Genomic DNA, 22,693 nt, shown 5'->3' with positions numbered 1-22,693 from the left:
TAACTATGGCTAGGCTGAAGGTGAGGGGATAATCTCAATTCCGTGCTTATTTGTCATGATAATTTCCATTCACAAACTTCAAGTCTCGATTGGTTGTATCCTTGATGCATCTTTGGTGATGAACTGACTCGAATTCACAAATAAAGACTGACCGAGAACTGTAAGCCCAAGTCCAAATAGCAATGCACCTATTTCTGTAACGATATTTCCCATCGAACCTTTACTGACGAATAGTGCGCCTATCCAAAATATTGGTGCGCCTAAGGCAAGGCAGATGCCAGCAAACTTGAGCAATTGGGAGGATTTCGCGATCGCAGCACCATAGAGCATAAAACCCAGCGAAAACAGAAATATGGTGAGAAACACGATCGCTCGATACACAAGGATAGAGGTTTCCATAGAATTCTCTTCGATCTCAAGGATAAAATCGGGTGCGTGCTTCGCCAAATAGGGAATGGCAAAAGCATCCCATGTGGCAATGGGTAAAGAGAGCACCGTACCTAAAAAAGACAGCCAATAACCTAGAATTGCGAGAGAACCCAACGAAGCGATCGCATTGTAGATCGGCAAGAAGCTAATAATAATCAATAAATAGGCGATAAACCAGATCGAATGGACGGGAACCCAAATTGCCTCAAGTGCCCCTTGGGGATTGTTGATGGGGTGGAAGAACATAAAGCTTCCAAATAAGATGCCTGCGACCATCAGCAGCAATCCACTCACCCTAATATTCGGCAGTGCCATCATAAACCTCGCGATCTTGAATCGAAATGATAGTTAGGATTACGCAGACTTACCCAATTTGGATCTCCATCGGAATTGGGCGATCGGGATTCAAGTAAAGCAAAGAATTGGTATTTCTTTAATCTTGGCGATCGCTTGAGCCGATCCGATCGATTTGGCTTACGATAATCATGATTGAATGGTGAGGTCATCAGTGAAGCTATTGCAGCACTTCCGATTTAGAAGTATTACCCATCGGCTAGTTTTTGCCTGTGTGATTGCTGCGATTCTCATTTACAGCCTCTCATTTTGGCGGATGCGCCAAGTTGCCGAAGAGCTTGGCGAGAAATGGATCGCCAATGTAGCCCAATCTCAAGTTGACACAGTTGCAGCCGAAGTTTCAGGGGTTTTGCGATCGATAGAACTAAACGCACAGATGATAGTTCATGCCGAACGGCAAGTGAATTATTTTCCCAAAGAGCCTGCGATCGCACCTCTGTTAACCTCAATCGTACAGCAATCTATCGTCAGTGCTGTGGCAATTCGTACGCCAAACAGTACGGACATCGAACAATTTGGACAAAGCTCCGATCGTAATGGAGCAGATCGGGCGTTTGGCGATCGCGACATCACCAATCTGATCGCCCACTGTCAAAGCACTTCAGGCGTAACACAGCCTTTTTGGACGCAACCCTATCCACAAAACTCGCTGACTGGCTCCTTAAATGAATCCTTGAGCGCAGCCTATTGCGTTCCTCTTCTTCACAGGCTAGATCGAGAACCAAGCGTACAAGGGATGTTGGCGATCGAAATTACCCTAGACTGGCTCAAGAAATATGCAAGCAGTTATTCCCCCATTTCGATCCCAATCATTGACCAAGTTGCTTGGGTTAAGATGGGGAAAACATTTGCTATCCATCTGCCAACTAGTCAATGGTTGGTGAGACCTTCAGCATCCATTCAAATAGCATCCATTCAAAACTTGCCTTGGGTTTCTCCCGCGCATACAAGCATACTCAGTCAATCTACTTGGGATATAGCCACTGTTCCTAAAGTTTTTAAGGATTCCCAAGGAATCCTCGTGTTTATTACTTTACCTGTAACAGATTGGACATTCGGTATCGCCTTCTCAGCCTCAGAACTTTGGCAGGTTCATCTCAAGGCTATCCTATTGATCGTGGCATCAATGGCGAAAGATATGGTGTTTATGTGCGTGGCGATCGCACTGGTGTCCCGCAGAACTACCCGCCCCCTCCGCGCCCTGATCGTAAGTACAGAGGACATTGCACAGGGCAACCTCGACACCAAATTGCCGATCATTTCTCAGCATGATGAAGTCGGGCGACTGGGAAGCTCTTTCCGTCATATGCGCGATGCGCTGAGAACCTATATTCAGAAGTTACAGGAAACAACGGTTGCCAAGCAAAAAATGGAGAGCGAACTTTCCATTGCAGGGCAAATTCAATACTCTATGTTGCCCAAAATTGCAGTTGCTGATAGTCCTACCCGACGGTATCAGCTCTCGACTTTACTGGAACAAGCCCGTTTAGTAGGTGGCGATCTCTATGATTTTTTTCAAATGGAAGACGATCGCCTGTGCATCATCATTGGAGATGTTGCTGACAAAGGCATCCCAGCAGCCCTCTTGATGGCAAGAACGGTTACCTTGATGCGAACGATGGTGAAGCAAACGAGCACGCCCGTCAAAGCCTTAAGTGCGGTCAATCGCGAACTCTGTGTCAATAATGAAGAATGCTTGTTTGTGACGCTATTTTGTGGCTTGCTAGACCTGCATACTGGAACCTTACACTATGCCAGTGCTGGTCACGATCCACCCTTGCTGGTACGCGATGGGGAAGTTCGATTTTTGGATGTGGAAACAGGCCCACCCCTTGGAATTGAAGCAGATGCGATCTTTCCCGAATATGAGTATTTGCTTCAGCACAACGATCTGATCGTTCTCTATACCGATGGGATTACCGAAGCGATGAATCTAGATGGGGATCTATTTTCCGAAGCTAGACTGCTCGATGCGATCGCATCCTATCCTCCCTCAAACCCTGCCCGAGCGATCCGCACCATTCAGCATTTCCATCGACAGTTTGTGGGAGATGCGCCGCAATCAGACGATTTAACTTTACTAGCCTTGCAATATCAGCCCTCTAGTCCCTTTCCCCAGAAGGTAGAAGTTGTGGAATTGATCATTACGATTAATAGCGAGTTAACTGAATTAGAGAAGGTCAAACAACGCTTAGGAGAAATCTTGCAGACCCATGGGTTGGCAGTGGAATCGATTGAAGACGCTCAACTGATCGTCGAGGAAGTGTTAGTCAATATCATTCAATATGGCTATGACAACCAAAGTCACCAACGTATCGATCTGCAAGTTAAGATTAGCCCCACCCGTTTAAAGATGACCTTTGAGGATTGGGGCAAGCCCTTTAACCCACTCACCGAAATCCCCGACCCCGACTTGTCTATGGAGGATGGCGATCGCGAGTCAGGCGGTTTAGGTTTTTATCTGGTACGCGAATTAGCCGATCGCGTTGACTACGAGCATCGCGATCGCAAAAATATTCTGACGATTTTCCTAACTGTCGCTAAATGAACTTAGTGGTGGTCTACAATCGCTTCAGGACTGAGGCTTAGCCATTAAAAACTTACAATACTAAACAATTTAACCAGTATTCAACCAATAGCCAAGAAAAACGATGACCCTAAAAATCTCAACAAAACTCTCTGAACCAACCACCTCATACCTTGTCCTCGATGGTAAACTCGATGCGATTACAGCACCAGAGCTAGAGGAATTCATCGACAATCATCTCAGTCCAGAGATCGCAACCCTGATCCTCGATCTACAGGCACTTAGCTTTGTTTCCAGCGCGGGGCTAAGAATTTTTGCCAAACTGCGAAAGATGATGAAATCGAGAGACGGCAAGGCTTTTTTTGTCAACCTCAGTCCCCAAGTTAAAAAGGTTTTTGATATTGTCAAGGCTGTGCCGATCGCTGAGGTTTTTCAGGACATTGAGGAACTCGATGCCTATTTGGCAAACATGCAACGCAGGGGTACAGAAGAACATGAGTGAGGCGATCTCTGTAGGAAGTCAAAGGAAATGATGCGCGATCGCGCGATCGCGTCCCTCATGCTTGGCTGCATACAAAGCCTCATCTGCCTTGGCGATCAAACTTTCTGGGCTTTTATCTAATGTAGGAATGCAGCTAGCGATACCTAGACTCAAGGTGACATAATCGCTAACATCAGAGTTTTGGTGGGGAATGGCAAGGGCAGCGATCGCCCTTCGTAAAGACTCTGCCACCAAAAGGGAATTTTCTGTATTTGTGTTTGGCAAAATTACGGCAAATTCCTCACCACCGTAACGGGCAATCAAATCCGTAGAGCGGTGGATCGCTTTTGACATAGCTTGGGCAACGCGGATCAAGCAGTCATCTCCGCCTTGATGCCCATAGCAATCGTTGTAGCGCTTGAAATAGTCAATATCAATCAGGATCAGCGCTAGCGGTTGCTGTTCGCGCAGGTGTCTTTGCCATTCGATCGCCAGATATTCGTCAAAGCGGCGGCGGTTCGCAATTTGGGTCAGTCCGTCTAAGTTGGCTAGGCGCGATAACTCCTGATTGGCCCGTTGAAGTGCAGCGGTGCGATCGGCAACCTGTTGTTCGAGAATGCTTTCGCTGTCTCTCACCTTTGCATAGAGTTGAGCATTGACGATCGCGATCGCGGCTTGACCAGAGAGCAACTGTAAGAGTTCGACGCGATCGGCAGTAAAGGCTCCCGTGGAAATGTTGTTTTCTAGATAAACAATTCCTACCAGATTGCCTCGATTGAGCAAGGGATAGCAAAGAATGGATAGAGGCTGGACGGCTTGAATATAGACATCTTGAGTGAAGTTTCCCGACTTGACGGCATCGGCAAGCAGAACAGGTTCGCGCGTGCGTGCTACATAATTGAGCACTGATTTTGGCATCGCGTCATGGATAGACTGAGGGCTTGGAAGGCTATCAACATCGGTACTGCTACGCGCCGCGATCGCGAATGCACCAAAATCTCCCGATCCTGATGGTGTATGCAAAAGCAAGCAGCCCGTTTGTGCGCCTGCATTTTCTAGCAAAACTTGCATCAAGGTTTGCAACAGGTTTTCCAGCATGATTTCACTGGCGATCGCTTGCGACGATTTCATCACCGTCGAGAGGTCGAGCGCATCCTTATTCGTATTTCCCGAAGTACCCAAGGAAGTGCGGAGAGGGCGCGGCGAAGCAGATGCCTCAGCTTTGAAAAGCTGGGGATAGTTTGCTTCAAGTTGACGGACTTTCGCAGTTGCCCCCCATCGCAGGTAGCAGTAATGGGCTTCTTGCAGATAAATCCGCGCAATTTTTTCTTTACCCCAATCGAGGTAAAACTTCGCAGCCCGTTCGTTTGCCAGCGCTTCTTCTTGAAGATAGCCATGTTCTCTAGCACCCGCGATCGCGCGATCGTAGAATTCCAGAGCTTCTAATTTCTCGCCCAAAACGCGATACCGTTCGGCTTCCACCAAATGAAATTTGTGCAAATAATTCATCGGTGCAAACTGACTCCAAACTTTCATCATTCCTTGGTTTTCTGCAACCTGTTGCAGGAAGGTGTCGCGTTCTATCTGTTCAGAACTAGGCGACAAATCTAGATGAGAAGTCAATCGGGGGCACAACGCTAAACGACAGAGAGAATCATAGAAACACTGAATAGGAATTGCAACCCCATTCCTGCCGCTAGCCACAAAATGCTTTGCAGCTTCGCTCGTTTCTAAAGCCAGCTCAAATTCCTCGAACAGATAGCATAGAGGAAGCTTACTCGTGTAAAGATGCCAAAATCCTGCTAGATCGTTCTGCGTTTGCAATGTCGTGCAGGCTTCTGTCTCATCCATGACTGTCCCCACAAGTTGGCAGGGAAACTCCGCTTGTCCGATTAAATTCAAGACTGCTTGCTGGTAAGCTCTAAGATAGGATAAAGCCGACCGTTGCCCGATTCGTTCCAATACAGAACTGTATCGCTGCATCTCCGAGCTAAGCTCGGATAGCTCTTTGCCTACTAGATACGCATGGGAACAATAGTCAAACAGGGCATACCCAACATAGGTGAATTCCCCTGTTTGCAAGCCGACTATATGAGCTTGCTGCAAGGGTTCCAAGGTCTCTCTTAAATGAATTTTCCAATGACTGACAAAAGAATGAACGATCATCAATATGGTCGCTTCAAACTCTCTGTTTCCCATTTGCGACAAAATTTGGAAAGCTAGTTGACCATATTGGTAAGCAGTTTCAAAATCCCTAAAGATCCTACAAACAAAGGCTCCATAGGTAGCATAACCTACCGTAGATGCTGGAGCATTCCCATAAGCGATCGATAGTTCCAATTGCTTTAGCACCAGCAATCCGTGAAAATGCGGTGCGCTGATAAACGCTACAGTACTCAATTTCACTAAGAGGGATAATGCCGCTAAAGATGTGGGATCGCTCATCTTGGGCAGATCGGCTAGATCGCTGGGCTGTCTACCTGCGAGGAGCTTTTGGGTCTTTTCCAACGCGCGAGCAAAATCTAACTGATTGGGCTCTTGGGGGAAAGTGATACCAAGTTGGGAAAGCATCTCCAGACCTGTTGCCAAAGCTTCTAAAGGTCTACCCTGAAACCCATAAGCTTCAATTTTGAGGGCACTGACTTTTACCCAGTCCAGTGGAGTTTTTACATTTTTCTGTACAACTGCGGTCAAGCACTCCATTCTCTCTAGGTCAGCACTGAGAAACGCTGCTTTTACCGCCTCTGCATGTAGCATCAACACGGTCTCGTAATCGCGACTCCAGCCATTCTTACCCAGCAAAAATATCCCCTGTTCTAGGTATGAGATTGCAGCTTTGTGTGCCATTGCTTTAATTGCTTTCTTCCCAACTTGTAGATTTAATTGGGCTAGTCGTTCTCTTTCTTCCCCTTTCTCGATTAGTTCATTCCCACGATTGAGATGATCGACTATATCAAACAGCTTTTCCGCTCTATAGGCTGTTGGCATCCTATCTAACAAAATTCTGCCAATTTTGAGATGCATTGATGCCTGTTCGCTTTCGGGAATCAAAGTGTAGGCTGACTGTTGGATGCGATCGTGGGCAAATTGATAGTCTTGGATCAACAGGTTCCGATCGAGCGGCGATCGCGCCATGACAAATCCCTTCTCTATGGCTATCTTTAGATCGGCGAAGATTTCCGCAGGAGAACGATCTTCCACAAACGAAAGGGTGTCTAGGTTGAACTCCGATCCCAAGCAGGCAGCTAGAGATAATAATGTCTGTAAGGATTGTGGCAGCTTCCGTAACTGTGCGGTCATTAACTCCACGACGTTGTCGGTAAATCTCATTCCCTCGATTTGTGCTAGATCCCACTGCCAAGCTCCAAGCGCATCAGAAGTGCGATCGAAGGTCAGTAGGCTCTCACTGTAAAGGTTTTTGAGAAATTCATTGACGAAAAACGGATTACCACCCGTCTTGTGTACCACCAACTCCGCCAGCCCTGTGACTGTTTCTGCTTCACTCTTTAAGGTCTCAGCAATCAGTTGTTCGATCTGCCCTAGGGTCAAAGGGGGTAAAACGATCCGCTCGATGTGGGATCCCAAACCCTGAAGTCGGTCGAGCGCGATCGCCAAAGGATGACCGCCCGATACCTCACGATCTCGATATGCCCCAATCAGGAGCAGATATTCCGTTTGAGAATTCTCAGTGATTAACTGCTCAAGCAGTTGTAATGTCGCCAAATCTGCCCACTGGAGGTCGTCGAGAAAGAGGACTAAGGGATGCTCTGAACTGCAAAATGCTTGAATAAACTGTTGTAACACTAGATTAAAGCGATTTTGAGATTCGCTTGCACCCAAATCGAGCACAGACGGCTGAGCGCCAATAATTAACGCCACATCAGGAATCACATCAATCACGACTTGCCCGTTTGTGCCTAAGGCTGTTAATAAGCGATCGCGCCATTGTCTCAGAATTGCTTCTGGTTCTCCCAACAGTTGCTTGACCAAGTCAGTAAAGGCACTCACCACAGCCGAGTAAGGAATATTGCGCTGATACTGGTCGAACTTACCAGAAATAAAATGTCCGCGTTTGGTAGTAATGGGTTTATAAAGTTCTTGGACTAAGGCAGATTTACCAATGCCAGAATAGCCCGTAACGAGGATGAATTCGCTCCGAGAGATGCGATGATTATCCTGACTGTTATCTGGACTGCTAACTCGCTCAAAGGCTTCCAGCAATCTTGCAATTTCCCGTTCTCGTCCGTACAGCTTTTGAGGGATTTGAAAGCGATCGAAATTATCGTTGCGACCTAATGCAAAAGTAGAAATCGCTCCCACTCTATTCAATTGCGCCTGACATTCCTCTAAATCTGTTTTAAGTCCCCATGCACTCTGATAGCGATCTTCCGCATTCTTTGCCATCAACTTGCTGACAATCTCTGAAAGCATGAGAGGAATTGTCTCACCTGCGATCTCTCGAAGTGAGGCTGCTTGTTTGGCGATGTGACAATGCACCAACTCCATCGGAATCTTGACTTGTAAAGGGTAATTTGCCGACTAAGAGTTCGTAGAATGTAACACCGAGGGAGTAAAAATCACTGCGATAGTCCAGCGATCGGTTCATGCGACCCGTTTGCTCTGGAGAAATGTAAGGTAAGGTTCCTTCTAGAGAATTTGGAGCTTGCAGTATGGGATTCTCTCGACCGATCTGGGTAGAGATACCTAAGTCAATCAGCTTCAGATCTCCAGTTTGAGGATTAAAGACAATATTCGCGGGATTGATATCTTTATGCACGATCGCTTGGCTGTGAAGTTGCCCTAATCCTTCCACAATTTTTATACTGAGGGTCAAAAAATCTCGGACAGCAAGTCCTTCTGGATAACGATTGAGCCACTGGTTAAGTGAAATTCCGCCAAAGTCTTCAAGAATCATGACTAAGGTTCGTTCCCATTCTTCCAATCCAGAGGCTTTCACAACATGGGATAGCTTGAGTTGATGAGTAAGTTTATATTCCTGTCGATATCGCCTCAGTTGGTCAGGTGTGGGATAATCTGCTTTCAGTACTTTTAGAATCACCTGCTGCTCATTTTCTGCTCGCAGCGCACGATAGACTCTTGAGTTATCTCCATCGTGTAGTTGAATGAAGTTCTTATACCCTGAAAGCGTTGGCATGGTGAGTGATATTTACTGATATCCGTAGTACAGATCTGGGACTTTATTTCTGCGCGATCGCATACAAGACATGGACATCTAGGGCATGAACTGTATTCGTCCGCAGGAATTGCAGGTTTGCCCGTCGAACGCTTTCTCTTACGGCTGGATCGAGTCGATCGATCGTACCCCTGAGCCCTCCACCCAAAACCATTGTCCACCAATCTTCTGGATCGGTCAGTTCATGCTTACCCATTTCGGCGACAACCTCTACCTTTGTTGCACCACTCTCTTCAAGTAAGGATTTCAGTGAAGTAGGATCGCTAATTCGATCCCAAGGTGTAAATTGCTTATACAGATCTGGGCGTTCGGTCTCAATCTCCCTCCAAAAAGCTTGATTCGCAGGTTCAAATACCTTTTCACCCCAAGAAGTAATGGCAAGTTTACCACCAGGTCTTACCATTCGCCAAAGTTCTCGCACTGCTGCCACCATATCGGGAACAAAGAAAATCCCGAAAACACAAACAATCGCATCAAAGCTTTCGCTAGGCAAACCTAGATTTTCAAAATCGCCATGGCGAAATTCAATATTCTCAAGCCCCTGTTGCTGTGATTTTCTACGCCCTCGTTCGAGTAGAGATTCGGCAATATCTATCGCCAAAACCTGACCAGTGGAACCTACGCATACTGCCGCTGGAATCGCCGAAGCACCCGTCCCACAACAAACATCCAAAACCCGATCGCCCGAACGAAGCGACAAGCGATCGATGGTTTGTTGACCGAAACGATTCCAGAACGATAAAGCTGGAGCATCGAAGTAATCAGATGCAGCATTAAATACTAACTCAGTCTTCGCTATTGCCTCTTCCTTGCTCATCATTAAATTACAACTACTCCCACTCTTAAATAGTTTGTTCAGATCTCAGAACTTGTTCGCTCAGATTACCTATAGCAATCCTATTTGATTTGGATGTAGGGGTAATTCATTGCCCCTACAATTCTAGACAGAGGAAAATTGCGTATAAATCATGCCTAACTTGCTATATTATGAACGACTGAATTTGCTTTCTATGCTAGTTTTTGAATTCTAATAAATCAATTTTAGCAAAGCGGAGGCTCAGATTTTAGCATTTTCAATAACATAGGCATTTTTTTGAATGTTCGCGCAGAAAACAATACATCCCCCCCCTGCCTACTATAAGTTTTAGTGGATTTATATCATTCGGCTTAATTGAGAATTAGCCTTACTAAACCAGATCCCACAAGCGCAAATTCTTCAAAATATCTTCCATTAAAAAGTTCCCAGAAGAGGTAAAACCTTTTTCTTGAGTAAATCCACTAGGGATGGTTCCATATATTCGTATTCATCGGGAATATCTAAACAAACCACGCGTTTATGTTTGAGCGATCGCTGGAAATTCTTTGAGAGCTTTCTGCGATGAGCCTTCTCCATCACAAAAATAATATCTGCCCACTGAATTGCCTCGCCGTTTAAGGGGGTTTCTGCCTCTCGATCTAGTCCTGCGGAATCCACCTCTAATCCCTCGTATTCAGCGAATACTGCCTCAGCCGTAGGGCTACGCAATCGGTCCCGACTGCAAATAAACAACAGCTTCATATATCAAGTTAAATCAAATTATAGACACGAAAATGTTTTTGGGAATTCATACTATTTCGGGATTGTTAGACTTAAAATGTTCCGTGTTGCTCGGTTAGGGAAACCATCTACTTGAAAAGCGTACAGCCTCTGAAAGCTCTTCACTGCTTGCTTTGTTCTGTTTGAGCTAACTGCTTCAATATCTTCTCAACCTCCTGTGGATTACGAACTCCCATAAACCCTATTTCCTCGCTCCTTGGATCGCCATCACTATCTTTCCATCTGCGAATCGAAATCACCACATCGCCCGAGCCATCTGCTCGCTCTTTCCGATATATCTCATTGAGTTGACTGGGCAGAAAGCTTCTGATTGTAGTATGTTGCCCCCCTTGAAACAAGATAGCTCGTTTGTCTGTAATCAAGTAAACTGTTTTTCGTGCGCCTTGCCATACCCAAAACGGACTAGATAACATCCCAAATCCGATGAGAACGAAAGGAATACCAAAAAGCGCAAACAGATGCTGAGGTTGTATACCATTGTTAAGATTAGGAAGCTTGAATCCTAATGCACCACACATCCAAAATATGGCAAAACTCGTCCAAGGAATACCGAATAAAACACCTGCGATCGCTTGTGCTGTAAAGAACTGAGGTATAGGTTGCTCGACCCACCTTATAGATTCTCCATATTCAAGCTCTTTATCGATTTTCCGACGGAGTTCGCTGGGTATTTGTAAGGTGGGTGACATAAGAAGTACTCTTTGCTGACTGGAAACCTTTACAGGATGTGTATAAGACTATAGTCTTTAGACTGCGTGTATTTGTCATTCTAGCTTTTGAATTCCAACAAATCATACCAATTCCACCTAAATTTGCAACAGATCGAGGTTTAATTTCCGCGCTCCGCGCAGTCTTTTAATAACAATGCGGCGCATTACTCTTTGAAAATGGTATCAATCTTAAACATGAATCTAAGCTAAATTAACTGCAACCAGAATTATCGACTCGTCCATCTGGCATGGTAGTAAGACATAGGATTGCTCCTCTGAGGTCAGCATTGTTGAGTTTGGCATCATTGAGACTAGCGAAGCTGAGGTTGGCTCCAGTTAGGTCAGATCCTTCTAGGTTGGCTCCAATCAAGATCGCCCCTTCTAAGTTGGTTCTATTGAGGTGAGCATCAAAGAAATTCGCTCCATGAAAGTCAGCATCAAAAAGATTAGCTCGATTGAGGCTAGCAAAACTGAGATTGGCTCCATTGAGATTGGCTTCATTCAGGATAGCTTCCTCGAGATTCGCAAAGCTGAGGATAGCTTCCTCGAGATTCGCAAAACTAAGATTGGCTCCAAATAGCTTGGCTCGATTGAGAATTGCTCCTTTGAGGTTAGCGCCCGTCAGATTAGCACCTTGCAATTTAGCATCGTTGAGTCTGGCACGATGAAGATTCGCCCCTTCAAGGATGGCATCATCGAGTTTGGCGTGATTGAGAATAGCCTCATTAAGATTTGCTTTACTGAGGTCAGCTTTACTAAGATTTGCTTTACTGAGGTCAGCTTTACTAAGGTCAGCTCTATTGAGTTTTGCTTCGCTAAAATCAGCTCTATTGAGTTTTGCTTCACTGAGCTTGCTTTTAATCAGGTTGCTTCCTTGCAAGGTTGCTTCAACGAATATGCTTGTTTCAAGGTTGGTTCCGAGCAGAATGGCTCCATTGAGATTAGCTTTACTGAGGTTGGCTCCGATGAGATTGGCTTGCCAAAGATTAGATCCCTCAAGATTCGCTCCTTGTAGGTTGGTTCCTTTCAGGTTAGCTTTACTAAGGTCAGCACGGTAGAGGTTCACTTCTTCAAGATTGGCACCTCTGAGTTCGTCTTCACTTGTAATAGCGACAAACCGTTTCCCCTCTTTCCCATCTGTTTCTAACCATTGTTCGTGCTTTTTTAGGTTTTCTTGGATCCTCATCAGTCAGTACTACTACACCCCATACTAGGTCATGCTTGTGTTCCCCCCTTAGATCATAGGTGATATGCTTAAGCAAAGCAAGATGTGTCAAGAATTTGAGAGAGCTATCACAAAACTCAATTCCTAGAATCTAGCACCAGAAACCATTCCCTGACTGCTTTTGAACAAAGTATCTTGCTTTGGCGCGAACAACCGCGATCGCAATCCTCAGAATTTCATAACCAGTTCAGGAATGCGATCGACAACGGGGTCATCCTCACTCTGCCTAGATCGTCGATGGTGATGCCTAGGGCTTGGGAGGTTGGGTCGAGATTGCATTTCAATATGCCGCCAGCGGGGTCGGTGGCGCGTAGGTCGTAGATGGAGGGAATGTCGGGGGTGGCTTTTGTGGGTGGTGTGTCGGAGTTAATGATGGGGAGTTGGTTGGGTCGGGCGGTGAGGGTAAAGCCTTGGGCTGCTCCTAAGGAACGTGGATTAAATAACCTGTAATTCTGGCTTAGCGGTATAATTCCATTGTGGTAAAAAATCATCGAAGACAATTTTCATATTGGATTTGAAGTTATCAGCAACCTTTCGACCTGTTTCATAGGTTTTGTCAAGGATAGTCGTAAAGACCCTGAGCCCTTTACGAGTAGTTGCAGTTGCCATTAGTTCTTGCACAGTTTGGACACTATCAAAAATCACACCCTGACAAACCCGAGAAATATGAGGAAATAAGCGATGCCCAATGGGATTGTACTTGGAGGTGTAAGGGGGATAGTGAGCAATACGAATCTCGATTCCCAGTTCATTGACTAACACCTGCAAATCCTGCTTGAAGATGTAATGACGGGAACTATTGCTACCTCCGCCATCACATAACAGCAAAATTGAGTGAGCTAGTGGGTAACGAACTTTGCCGTAGGTATTCCACCAGTAGCGAATCGAGTCGCAGGCAAATTCGCTGGTATCGTGACTAGTGCCAATTTGGAGATAACCAATATTGGCAGTCAGGTCGTACAATCCGTGGGGAATTACCACCCCTTCTGCCAACGTTGGCCAATCATGGTCAAATACCTCAATCGCTTCTTGCGTGTACAGTTGCCCATCTCGATATAGCTTGCCAATCAATTCTCTTTTTTTGTGTCCATACTGACAATCGGATTGCCAGCCGTTTGGTAGGTCTCCCTCAGGTGGTCAATCGTTTCAAATTGTTCATTACGATATTCACTTTTACCTGTAGCGAGAGTTTTTACCGCTTTACGTTTGCGAAAATTGTGTTTCTCCAACAACTGATCTACTACTGTGACACTGACTTCAATTCCTTCTTCCTTCAGTAATTCGGCAATCTCATGACGCTTGAGGTTTGTCCACTTGAGCGTTTCATCCATGGGTGAACCTGCTGTATGTCGTTCCAAGACTCGCAAAAATGCCTCATCTAGTCCATCAATTGTCTCAATCGCCGATTTACGTCCACCTCCAGGTTGTCGAATCCGTTCATCCTGGACAATTGTTTCATCCTGAAGTTCTCGCAGTCCCAAATGTAAGGTTTCGTGGTGACACCCAAATAATCGCCGAATGTATGCCTGTCCCCCGTACCCTAGTTTCATCGCTTCAATGGCTGCATACCGACGACGATCCTTCTCGGATAAGGACTGATAGTATCGTTGCATCTGGCACTCTATCGGGGTAGGGTAGGTTTTCATTTTCCACCTGTTATGACTCTGTCTCTCTAGCTTACAGTCATAACTGAAGGATTACACCTTATTTAATCTATGATCCTGAGCCGCCATCGTCGATGGCTCCGATGACGACTTTGTATGTGCCTGTGTTGGGACTGTTCCACGATAGGAGTCCCGTCGTGGGATTGACGGTTAAGCCTGTGGCTCCGCCGTTGTTGATTAATTCGTAGCGGATGCGATCGCCTGCATCGGGGTCGGTGGCTTGGATTTTGATTTCATAGTTGCCGATCGCATTGGGTGTCCATGCGATCTTGCCTGTGACTGGATCGAGCGCCATGCCGTCGGGATGGGTAATGAGGCTGTAGCGAATCGTGTCGTTTTCGGCATCGCTGACAAGGAATCACATATTCCAGTATAAAAGCAAAAAACTATGCCAGAATAGGGCTAAAGTAAAAATGCTAAAAGCCATGTTTACAGTCCCTTTAGAATACCTACACTTACCAACTGTTGAGGAATTGCCCGATTCCGATGAAACCCCTGTGGATAACGAACTCCAAAACGACATTCCCAATATTCTGCTGAATCTACTTAGAGACATATGGGAAGATCGCTTCGACTGGTTTTGGGGCGTAGACATGGCTGTTTATTACGAACCAAACATTGAAAACCCAGAAGAGTCAAAAGCAGTTGTTCCCGATGGTTTTTTAGCCTTAGGCGTTCCCAGACACATTGGCGAAAGCGGACGTTTGAGTTATTCGATTTGGTCAGAAAAAGTATTGCCGATTTTATTTTTTGAAGTAATTTCTAAGACTTACAACAGTGAATACGATGAAAAGTTAGAACTGTATCAGAATTTAGGGATTCGCTATTACGTTATCTACAATCCCTTTAGCGGAAAGAGCCTCGCCTATAAAGACCGGTCATCTTTGGAAGTGTATCAGTTGGTGAATGGCAAGTACGAACTGATGCCGTCGATCTCGCTTTTGCCTGAAGGTGGAGAAATGGTGTGGCTGGAAGGCGTAGGACTTGGTATTGGTTGCGTTCGCAACGAACTATACGATTGGCGGCGGGAGTGGTTGTATTGGTACGATCGCGATGGAGTCAGATATCCGACTGCTAAAGAACAGGCTGCGATCGCTGAGGCAAGCTCCGAGCAGGAACGTTTTGCTAGGCGGAGGGCGGAGGCGATCGCTGAGCAAGAACGTAATGAAAAACTTCTAGAGCGTGAGGCTAAAGAACAGGCAGAGGCGATCGCCGAGCAGGAACGTAATGAAAAACTCCAAGAACGTCAGCAAAAAGAGAAACTTGCAGCCTACTTGAAATCGCTTGGCATTAATCCAGATGAGATTCCCTAGCGATCGCTTTCATAACCGAGTATAGCGATCGCTTGCAAATTTACTAAAAATGAGCGATCGGCGATCGCTTCAAAAAAATTGCGATCGCTTACCAGTCTTAGAATTATAGTAGATTACCTACAAATTTCTAAATTATTTCCGAAAACTTATCGCATACAAACTTCTAAAAAAGCCGATTGCTTGCAGGTGCATGAATTATTGTTAAAAATAGGCGATCGTTTCTTAATGGGGCTATTTTTCCTTAAGCTGCGAGCGCTTTGGCTTTGATGACTTAGCTGGCTTGGTCTGTTTTATTGACAGTTTTTGTAGTTTTTGGACTTGTTTGAGGGTTAGTCCTGTCAATTGGGCAACTACATCTAGGGCAATGTTGGAACGTAGCATATTTAAAGCGATTTGGTTAGCTGTTTCTGTTTTGCCTCTAGCCTCGCCCTCGGCTATACCTTCAGCTTTGCCTTCAGCTTTGCCTTCAGCTTTGCCTTCAGCTTTGCCTTCAGCTTTGCCTTCTTGCAAAATTTCCTGATAAATTACTGATTCCTTCATGATTTCGCTCCTTAGTAGTCTTTGGATGATTTCCTTGTCTAAGGCTATACCTGATATTATAGCGGTCGATGCGGCTACGTTGCTTTGTACTTGCTTATCTTGGATATTTTCAATTTGTCTTGCAACTTGTTTTAATGTCTCTTCAGGATTTTGGGTTTGAGATAATGTGGCAAAGGGGAAGAGTCCTTGGTATCGCTGAAATATTTCTGTGGGCTGCTCCCATAGTCTGATCGCGTTAAATTGATGGTTTAGCGTGCCAATGTTAAATGTGGTTTCATAGACTAGGGGGGATTGGCTGGGGGTGAGATAGATCACGACTTGATGGATTTGTTTATCGGGAAATTTACGATACAGCCGCAGTCGATAATCTGCCATGCGGAAGGGGATATTTTGATTTGGTTCGGTCTGGAACTCGATATGCAGGATGATTTCTGTTGATTTGAGAAATATCACGGCATCGGCACGAATTGGCTCGACTGAGAGTTCGGAGGGTTCGAGTTTGGTTAGAAGGATCGCTTTGCCGAGTAGCCAACTGGCGAAGTCGGTGGGGAATGTCTCTGCGAGGAATTTACAGATGTTGTCGATCATTGCGAAATTTTATCATCTCAAGGGTGCTTGAGAACGACTTAATCTATAGCTCAAATGATCGCTAGTTTGAGAGAATCGCTTGCTTGTTTGGATGGAGATCTCTGGAACAATAGGATGGATTCCAAGTAGATTTATTTGGTGCGTTTCATTTCATGAATGCACCCTACGCTACTACTTTAACTTACTATGCCTGTAGTTTCCAATTATGAACACAAAAACCCACGATTTGTTGATTGGGGTTGTTTTCCAAAGGCTGTTCTGCACCATAAAACCCAATTCCTTTAAAATCCGAATCCGATGCCTCTGAAGGATAGTTCAACTCATCTCCACTATCGTAGTCGAGTTCAAAATACTCAGTTAAATCTGAAAGTTTGGAGCCAATTTCAAATTTGTCAAGAAATTTTCCTTTGTATCCCTCAAACACAAAAATCATGAAGAGAATATCATTAGAATTGAACTCAAGCATTACAATTCTATCGCCATAATAAAAGACCTTATGTTGATCTAGTAATTTAGAATTTGAAGAAAGTTTATGACAAATCCAACTTTTAGAATTAATTAATACATCGTTAAGACCAATTGATTCTATTCCTCTTTTTCTCTTTTCATTTTCTTCTTTTTGATCGATAATGAGGCTTGGGTCTTTAAGATCGGGTATTGCCGAAAGATGATCTCCTATCTTAAATCCTGCCGCAGAAGTTCCAGGAACAATTTTTGCCCATAAATCCAGCTTATTCATTAGTTTGCATCCTTATTCAATAACGTTCCACTTTCCATTCTGATACTCAATAGGTTGACCATTTGAATTAAAGTATTGCTGATTAGGTGCTACTGTGCCAGGTTTAAAATCTAGATTATCAATGATCCTTATTTCGTTACCATTACGTAATGTAAACTTATAGTAAGGCACTCCACCATGAGTTTTGCTACCTGGATGGTATTGAACCTCTTTAATTATAGGATTATTGGGTAACTCAAATATCTGTGCTACGCCACTAGAACTTGCACGCGGTGTTTTAGGGACAACTTCAAAGCCACTTAATTCGTAGTGCTTTGCTAGATTCTCAAAACTTACTCCGAAAACATTATTTGGATTTTCGTAGTCAATGGATCTAGGAATGCCAGCTTCTTCAGCTAATTGCCATTTTAATGCCTCTGGATTACTGTATCGAGGAAGTTCAATGTTAAAACCACCACCTTCAATAGGGTTAACCTTGATATTAAATTGAGCTAAAGCATTAGAAAAGCTCTTGTATAAGGCAGGATAAGCATCTCTAAACTCTTTAGAAGCAAAAGGAGCAGCCAAAGAGCCGATCTTAAACACAGCAAGAGCACCATCTCCATTGTCCCAATCATTTTTAGCACTTTGAACTGCTTGATAAGAGAGCGTTCCAAATAAAAGAGCCAAGAGAGGACCACCAATTTTAGGTATAGCCCCTAAAATTGGTGCACCAAACCCCAATAATCCTCCAAAAAACATACTTTCTAGTATCTTTGCACCATCTATCTCTGTTTTTCTACCATCACCACTGTATAAACTCTTAGATAGGTGATATCCTTCCTCAACCAAAGTAATAGCTCCAGAGAAAGCCGATGCATATGCGGTATTACTGAGAATGCCAATAATAGCTTGAGTTACATTAACTTCCTGAATACTGAAATACCCACTAGGATCGGTAAAATTAATCGGATTATTATTGGCATAGGCATAAGGATTCTGACTGATTGGACTACTCAACCTGCCACCAAACGCATCCTTCGAGATAAACCGACCCAACTCCGAATCGTAATATCTCGCCCTCAGATAATCTAACCCCGTACCATCCCTCTGCTCGCCCGCAAACTGGAACGAATTACTCGAACTACCACCCCGCGCCAACAACCGACCAAATGCATCATAGGTATACCTATCCGTCACCTGACCCGTACTATCTGTCAACAACCGCGTCGAACCCAAACCATCCGAATGATAGAAACTCGTATTCCCACCACTCTCAGACTTAATCAAACCTAATCCAAACGTATACTTCGTCTGAATCTGACCATTGGCATCCGACTCTTGCAGAACCTTCGCTAATCCCCTCGTATCCAGTAGATAATTCTTCCTCACCCCATCCGTAATACTTGCCACGCGATTTCCACTCGCGTCGTAAACATAGCTCGTTTGAGAAGTACCATTATCAACCTTGATTAACCGATTCTCACCGTCGTTAATCCAATCATAAGTAACCGTATTTGTACCATCAGATTTAGTCAGCGTCGAACCATTATTGTCATAGGTGAAACTCGTCACCTTAGTCCCGTTCGTCGCATTCTTTAAGCGATTATTCGCATCGTAAGCATACGTCGTCAAACCACCCGCAGGATCGGAATCATTCCGTTTGAGGCGATTCCCCACAGGGTCATATTCATAACCAATCGTTCTATTCCCTAAAGTCGGATCGACTATAGACTCCTGCGTTAACTGATTCACAGTGTCAAAAGTATAGTTAACCGTCCTGCCACCATTCTCAACCACCTTCGTTCTATTACCCACACCATCCAGCGTATAGTCATAACTCGATAGAATTGCACCCGAACGATCGCGAGTATTCATTCCCGTCAAACGGTTACTCGCATCATAGGTATCCGTCTCCGTCGTACCATCCCCCAACGCCGTACTGACTAGATTCCCCACGGCATCATAACCATACTTCGCTACTTGGTTGCTACCAGACGTGACCGTATCCAAACGATTCAACTTGTCATAGGCATAATTCACCGTATTCGCACTCGTGGTCAAAACCTTGAGATTGCCCAAAACATCATAGGTATAACCCACCGTCTGACCGTCAGGATTCGTAATCAAATTCACACGGTCATAACTACCAAAACCATAACTCGTCACACCCCTACCATCCGTTACCGTCTTGATTTGCGAAGTAATTGGATCGTAGGTATAACCCACCGTCGCCACACGCGGATCAGAGAACGACTTATTCGACAATCTGCCATACTGGTCGTAGCCATAGGTAATCTGAATGCCTGAAATTGGAATCGACAGGTCTGTAAAGGATAGGGTGAAGTTGCCTAGCTTTAAGCCTCCACTGACGATTTCGATTTGGTCTTCGACGGAGTTGCTCAGTCCTGTGGTATCTGTGGCGGTTAAACGGATGCGATAGCTGTCGTCTGAAAGGGTGCTGGGGTCGAGTTTGCCCAATACGCTTCCTGCACTGACTTCGCTGCTACCGACGAGGATGGTCTCCCAGTCTTCGGTTCCCATGCGGACGATCGCGATTCCTTGCAGGATGCGTCCCGCCGCATAGGATTGTAGGTTGTCGTCGGGGTCGTCTACGTGTCCTTTGAGATCGCTTGACGAGGAGTTGCAGGTCGGCGAGTTTGATGTCATCGCTGGCAGAGAATGTCGGGGGTGGCTTTAGTCGGTGGGGTTTCGGAACTAATGATGGGAAGTTGGTTGGCTGCCGAGCAAGTCGTTAGTGTTAGGCTTATGTTAAAATCTTGGTTGACGTGTCTTACGGAGTCAGCATGGATACCATTAAAAAATTCGTCAAGAAAGCGACTTCTCCATCGACTCATAGTTACACGTCTAAAAATAACGAGCCAGATCATACGCAACTGCCGGAATCGGATGGAACCTTTGTGAAGAATTTTCAGGAACACCCACAAAGTTTGGTTTTAACCAGTTCTATCGAGCCAGTTTTACAGAAGTTGCATCCTGACGGACAGTATTGTATTGGTCAGGATAGTGGTATTTACTGGAAATTAACCGAACCGCCCGAAAAGGGTGCAGAAGCACCTGATTGGTTTTATGTGGCAAATGTACCGCCACTTTTGAAAGGGAAATACCGTCGTTCCTATGTAATGTGGAAAGAGTTAGTTCCGCCTTTGCTGGCGATCGAGTTTGTTTCTGGGAATGGTTCTGAGGAGAGGGATGATTCGCCTCCGCCCGAAGATCCCAATGAGATTGACCTAAAAACTGGAGAGAAAAAGAAGGCTGGTAAATTTTGGGTTTACGAGCAAGCGGTCAAAATCTCTTTTTATGCGATTTATGAGGAGAGTAAGGCTGCGGTTGAGGTTTACCGTTTAGTGAATGGGCGGTATGTGAAATTGCCGCCTAACAATCGTGCGCATTATCCAATTCCGCCGATGGGGGTTGAGCTGGGGATTCAGTTTGGGAATGAAGAAACGCCTATCCCTTGGTTGCGGTTTTGGGATGCGGATGGGAATTTACTTCTGACTGGGGATGAACGGGCTGTGGTTGAAATGCAGGCTAGGTTACAGGCTGAATTTGCTCAAAGGCAGGCTGAATTAGTCGCTGAGCAGGAACGAGTTGCTAAGGAGAAGGCTGAGCAGGGACAACAGCAAGCAGAAACGATCGCTGAACAAGAACATTTAATCGCTGAGCAGGAGCGTAATAAAAATGAAAAACTTACTGCATATCTGCGATCGCTTGGCATTAACCCTGATGATATTCCATAGCGGCGGTACGCATCCTGCAAGGAATCGCCTTTTGGGTTTATGAATTATTAGAGAGAGAATTTCTAAAAAAGAAACTCTAATTGGTGAAAATCCCTCAAAATTAGCGAAAAAGGATACACGAATCCTAAGACAAGGGAAAAAGCTAATCAAAAAGCAGGAAATTAGGAGCGGCTAGTCAATGAGAAATTAGCAATCAAAAACTTTATATTCCTACGCATCTACCCAAGCATGCCAATGGATTGTTTTTACCTCATAAAATCTAGCGTAATTTAAATTTTGAGTAATAGAGTTCTTATTGTCAGCCCTCACTTTCCACCGATTAATGCTGCCGATCATCAACGCATTAGGATGTCATTGCCCTATTATGCTGAATTTGGCTGGGAACCAACGATTTTATGTATAGAGCCAAATTTTATAGAAGGAATATACGATCCGACGCTATCTATGACAGTTCCAGAATCTATTGAGGTGATTAAATCGCCTGCTATTTCCCAAAAACTATCTAGAAAGTTTGCACTTGGAAATTTAGCCTTTAGGTCTATATTTTTTTTAATTAAAGAAACTGCAAAATATTTTGAAAAGAATTCCTTTGATGTTGTCTATTTCTCTACCACAGTTTTTTTAACCATGACGCTAGGGCGATATTGGTTCGCAAAATATAAAGTTCCTTATGTTCTAGATTTTCAAGACCCTTGGTTGAGGGACGATTACGCTCGCACCACAACCGCCCCTCCAGGGGGCAAACTAAAATATGCCATCGTTCAATCTTTAGCGCAGGTCTTAGAACCTTTTACCTTACGTCAAGCTAGTCATATCACCAGCGTTTCACCAGAGTACCCCAAAATCTTAATGCAGCGATATGCTTGGTTAAAAGCAGATCGATTTACAATTTTGCCCTTTGGCGCACCCGAACGAGATTTTGAAATATTACCTAACCTCAATATTCAACAAAAAATATTCGATCCCAAGGATGGCTATCAGCATTGGGTTTATGTGGGTAGAGGTGGAGATGATATGGCTTTTAGTCTTAACTCGCTGTTTTTAGCAATCCAAAAGCTTCGCCAACAAAGCCCCGAACTATGGCGGACCATTAAAATTCATTTTGTTGGTACGAAATATTCAATTTTCGATCGCGATAAACCAATTGAAGCGATCGCGGCATCCTACGATCTCAATGGTCTAGTTGCCGAATATCCACAACGAATTCCTTACTTTGAGGCTTTACAAATTTTAAAGGATAGTCATGCCATTTTAATTATTGGCTCAGACGAGCCTAGTTATTCGCCATCTAAAGTCTATCCCTGCGTACTTGCTCGAAAGCCACTCTTAGCAATCCTACATCGACAAAGCCTTGTCGTAGATGTTTTGGAGCGTTGTAAAGCAGGACAAACTGTGACATTTGACGATCGCACCGTAGACCTTCTGGAGTCACTAATCGCTAAACTCGAATGGTTGCGATCGCAAGCACAAAGTTATATTCCTAATACTGATTGGGAAGCCTTTCAACCTTATACCGCCCGCGAAATGACTAAAAAACAATGTGCTATCTTCGATCGATGTATTTCACCTTCACTCTAGACGCAGGTTAGTTT

Annotated in this window: 18 protein-coding genes and 2 pseudogenes; 5 read left to right on the top strand and 15 right to left on the bottom strand. The window is 44.7% G+C overall.

The genetic code is table 11. The annotated features are described in order from the left end of the window. Positions 1-78: 78 nt before the first annotated feature. On the bottom strand, positions 79-747 hold the full coding sequence (locus tag ACP2WE_RS18540; RefSeq protein ID WP_425217030.1) for a hypothetical protein: 669 nt from the start codon (positions 745-747) through the stop codon (positions 79-81). A gap of 175 nt (positions 748-922) precedes the next feature. On the opposite strand from ACP2WE_RS18540, the gene ACP2WE_RS18535 reads away from it, so the two are divergent. Together ACP2WE_RS18535 and ACP2WE_RS18530 are read left to right on the top strand one after the other, a co-directional pair. Further along, positions 923-3,331: an ATP-binding SpoIIE family protein phosphatase gene (locus tag ACP2WE_RS18535; protein ID WP_425217029.1), complete on the top strand. Its 2,409-nt coding sequence runs from the start codon at positions 923-925 to the stop codon at positions 3,329-3,331. A gap of 103 nt (positions 3,332-3,434) precedes the next feature. Further along, positions 3,435-3,812: an STAS domain-containing protein gene (locus ACP2WE_RS18530; RefSeq protein WP_425217028.1), complete on the top strand. Its 378-nt coding sequence runs from the start codon at positions 3,435-3,437 to the stop codon at positions 3,810-3,812. A gap of 18 nt (positions 3,813-3,830) precedes the next feature. Here the strand turns inward: ACP2WE_RS18530 and ACP2WE_RS18525 are convergent, their stop codons facing one another. The 10 genes and pseudogenes from ACP2WE_RS18525 to ACP2WE_RS18480 form a co-directional block, all read right to left on the bottom strand. After that, on the bottom strand, positions 3,831-8,297 hold the full coding sequence (locus tag ACP2WE_RS18525) for a diguanylate cyclase domain-containing protein (protein ID WP_425217027.1): 4,467 nt from the start codon (positions 8,295-8,297) through the stop codon (positions 3,831-3,833). Beyond that, a complete protein-coding gene (locus tag ACP2WE_RS18520) occupies positions 8,236-8,946 on the bottom strand; it encodes a serine/threonine protein kinase (RefSeq protein ID WP_425217026.1) in 711 nt (236 codons plus the stop codon). Before ACP2WE_RS18520 ends, ACP2WE_RS18525 begins: the two co-directional genes overlap by 62 nt. Before the next feature lie 43 nt (positions 8,947-8,989). Further along, positions 8,990-9,805, bottom strand: a complete 816-nt coding sequence (locus tag ACP2WE_RS18515; RefSeq protein ID WP_425217025.1) for a class I SAM-dependent methyltransferase — start codon at positions 9,803-9,805, stop codon at positions 8,990-8,992. A 411-nt stretch (positions 9,806-10,216) separates the two neighbouring features. Continuing rightward, positions 10,217-10,543, bottom strand: a complete 327-nt coding sequence (locus tag ACP2WE_RS18510) for a low molecular weight protein tyrosine phosphatase family protein (protein WP_425217024.1) — start codon at positions 10,541-10,543, stop codon at positions 10,217-10,219. Between the two features lie 51 nt (positions 10,544-10,594). Beyond that, entirely contained in the window at positions 10,595-10,687 is a 93-nt protein-coding gene (locus ACP2WE_RS18505) for a hypothetical protein (protein ID WP_425217023.1), read from the bottom strand. Beyond that, complete coding sequence (locus ACP2WE_RS18500; protein ID WP_425217022.1) at positions 10,684-11,271, bottom strand: hypothetical protein; 588 nt, start codon at positions 11,269-11,271, stop codon at positions 10,684-10,686. Before ACP2WE_RS18500 ends, ACP2WE_RS18505 begins: the two co-directional genes overlap by 4 nt. Before the next feature lie 232 nt (positions 11,272-11,503). Next, positions 11,504-12,478 (bottom strand): pentapeptide repeat-containing protein, encoded by a 975-nt coding sequence (locus ACP2WE_RS18495; protein ID WP_425217021.1) that lies wholly within the window; start codon positions 12,476-12,478, stop codon positions 11,504-11,506. Between the two features lie 215 nt (positions 12,479-12,693). Beyond that, positions 12,694-13,008, bottom strand: coding sequence for a hypothetical protein (locus ACP2WE_RS18490; RefSeq protein WP_425217020.1), 315 nt, complete (start codon positions 13,006-13,008; stop codon positions 12,694-12,696). Next, positions 12,953-13,848 (bottom strand): annotated as a pseudogene (locus tag ACP2WE_RS18485) (ISAzo13 family transposase). The gene ACP2WE_RS18490 and the pseudogene ACP2WE_RS18485 overlap by 56 nt, the downstream one beginning before the upstream one ends. Positions 13,849-14,230: 382 nt before the next feature. Further along, positions 14,231-14,515, bottom strand: a pseudogene (locus ACP2WE_RS18480) (cadherin repeat domain-containing protein); the annotation flags it as partial. A gap of 91 nt (positions 14,516-14,606) precedes the next feature. On the opposite strand from ACP2WE_RS18480, the gene ACP2WE_RS18475 reads away from it, so the two are divergent. Then, positions 14,607-15,494: a Uma2 family endonuclease gene (locus ACP2WE_RS18475; RefSeq protein WP_425217019.1), complete on the top strand. Its 888-nt coding sequence runs from the start codon at positions 14,607-14,609 to the stop codon at positions 15,492-15,494. Between the two features lie 231 nt (positions 15,495-15,725). Here ACP2WE_RS18475 and ACP2WE_RS18470 read toward each other — a convergent pair whose 3' ends face one another. The 4 genes from ACP2WE_RS18470 to ACP2WE_RS18455 form a co-directional block, all read right to left on the bottom strand. After that, positions 15,726-16,622, bottom strand: coding sequence for an Rpn family recombination-promoting nuclease/putative transposase (locus tag ACP2WE_RS18470; RefSeq protein ID WP_425217018.1), 897 nt, complete (start codon positions 16,620-16,622; stop codon positions 15,726-15,728). 184 nt (positions 16,623-16,806) lie between these two features. Further along, positions 16,807-17,361 (bottom strand): hypothetical protein, encoded by a 555-nt coding sequence (locus ACP2WE_RS18465; RefSeq protein ID WP_425217017.1) that lies wholly within the window; start codon positions 17,359-17,361, stop codon positions 16,807-16,809. Between the two features lie 12 nt (positions 17,362-17,373). Next, the gene (locus tag ACP2WE_RS18460; protein ID WP_425217016.1) at positions 17,374-20,010 is read right to left on the bottom strand and encodes an RHS repeat domain-containing protein; all 2,637 of its coding nucleotides are present in this window, start codon (positions 20,008-20,010) and stop codon (positions 17,374-17,376) included. Continuing rightward, complete coding sequence (locus tag ACP2WE_RS18455) at positions 20,007-20,198, bottom strand: hypothetical protein (protein WP_425217015.1); 192 nt, start codon at positions 20,196-20,198, stop codon at positions 20,007-20,009. The genes ACP2WE_RS18460 and ACP2WE_RS18455 overlap by 4 nt, the downstream gene beginning before the upstream one ends. A gap of 63 nt (positions 20,199-20,261) precedes the next feature. On the opposite strand from ACP2WE_RS18455, the gene ACP2WE_RS18450 reads away from it, so the two are divergent. Continuing rightward, on the top strand, positions 20,262-21,101 hold the full coding sequence (locus ACP2WE_RS18450) for a Uma2 family endonuclease (protein WP_425217014.1): 840 nt from the start codon (positions 20,262-20,264) through the stop codon (positions 21,099-21,101). A 276-nt stretch (positions 21,102-21,377) separates the two neighbouring features. Further along, positions 21,378-22,679 (top strand): glycosyltransferase family protein, encoded by a 1,302-nt coding sequence (locus ACP2WE_RS18445; RefSeq protein WP_425217013.1) that lies wholly within the window; start codon positions 21,378-21,380, stop codon positions 22,677-22,679. The last annotated feature ends 14 nt before the right edge of the window (positions 22,680-22,693 follow it).

Origin of the sequence: Tumidithrix helvetica PCC 7403, assembly GCF_965232925.1 — a bacterium.
Classification (GTDB): Bacteria; Cyanobacteriota; Cyanobacteriia; order Pseudanabaenales; family Pseudanabaenaceae; genus Tumidithrix; species Tumidithrix helvetica.
This window is presented reverse-complemented; position numbering and strand designations above follow the sequence as displayed.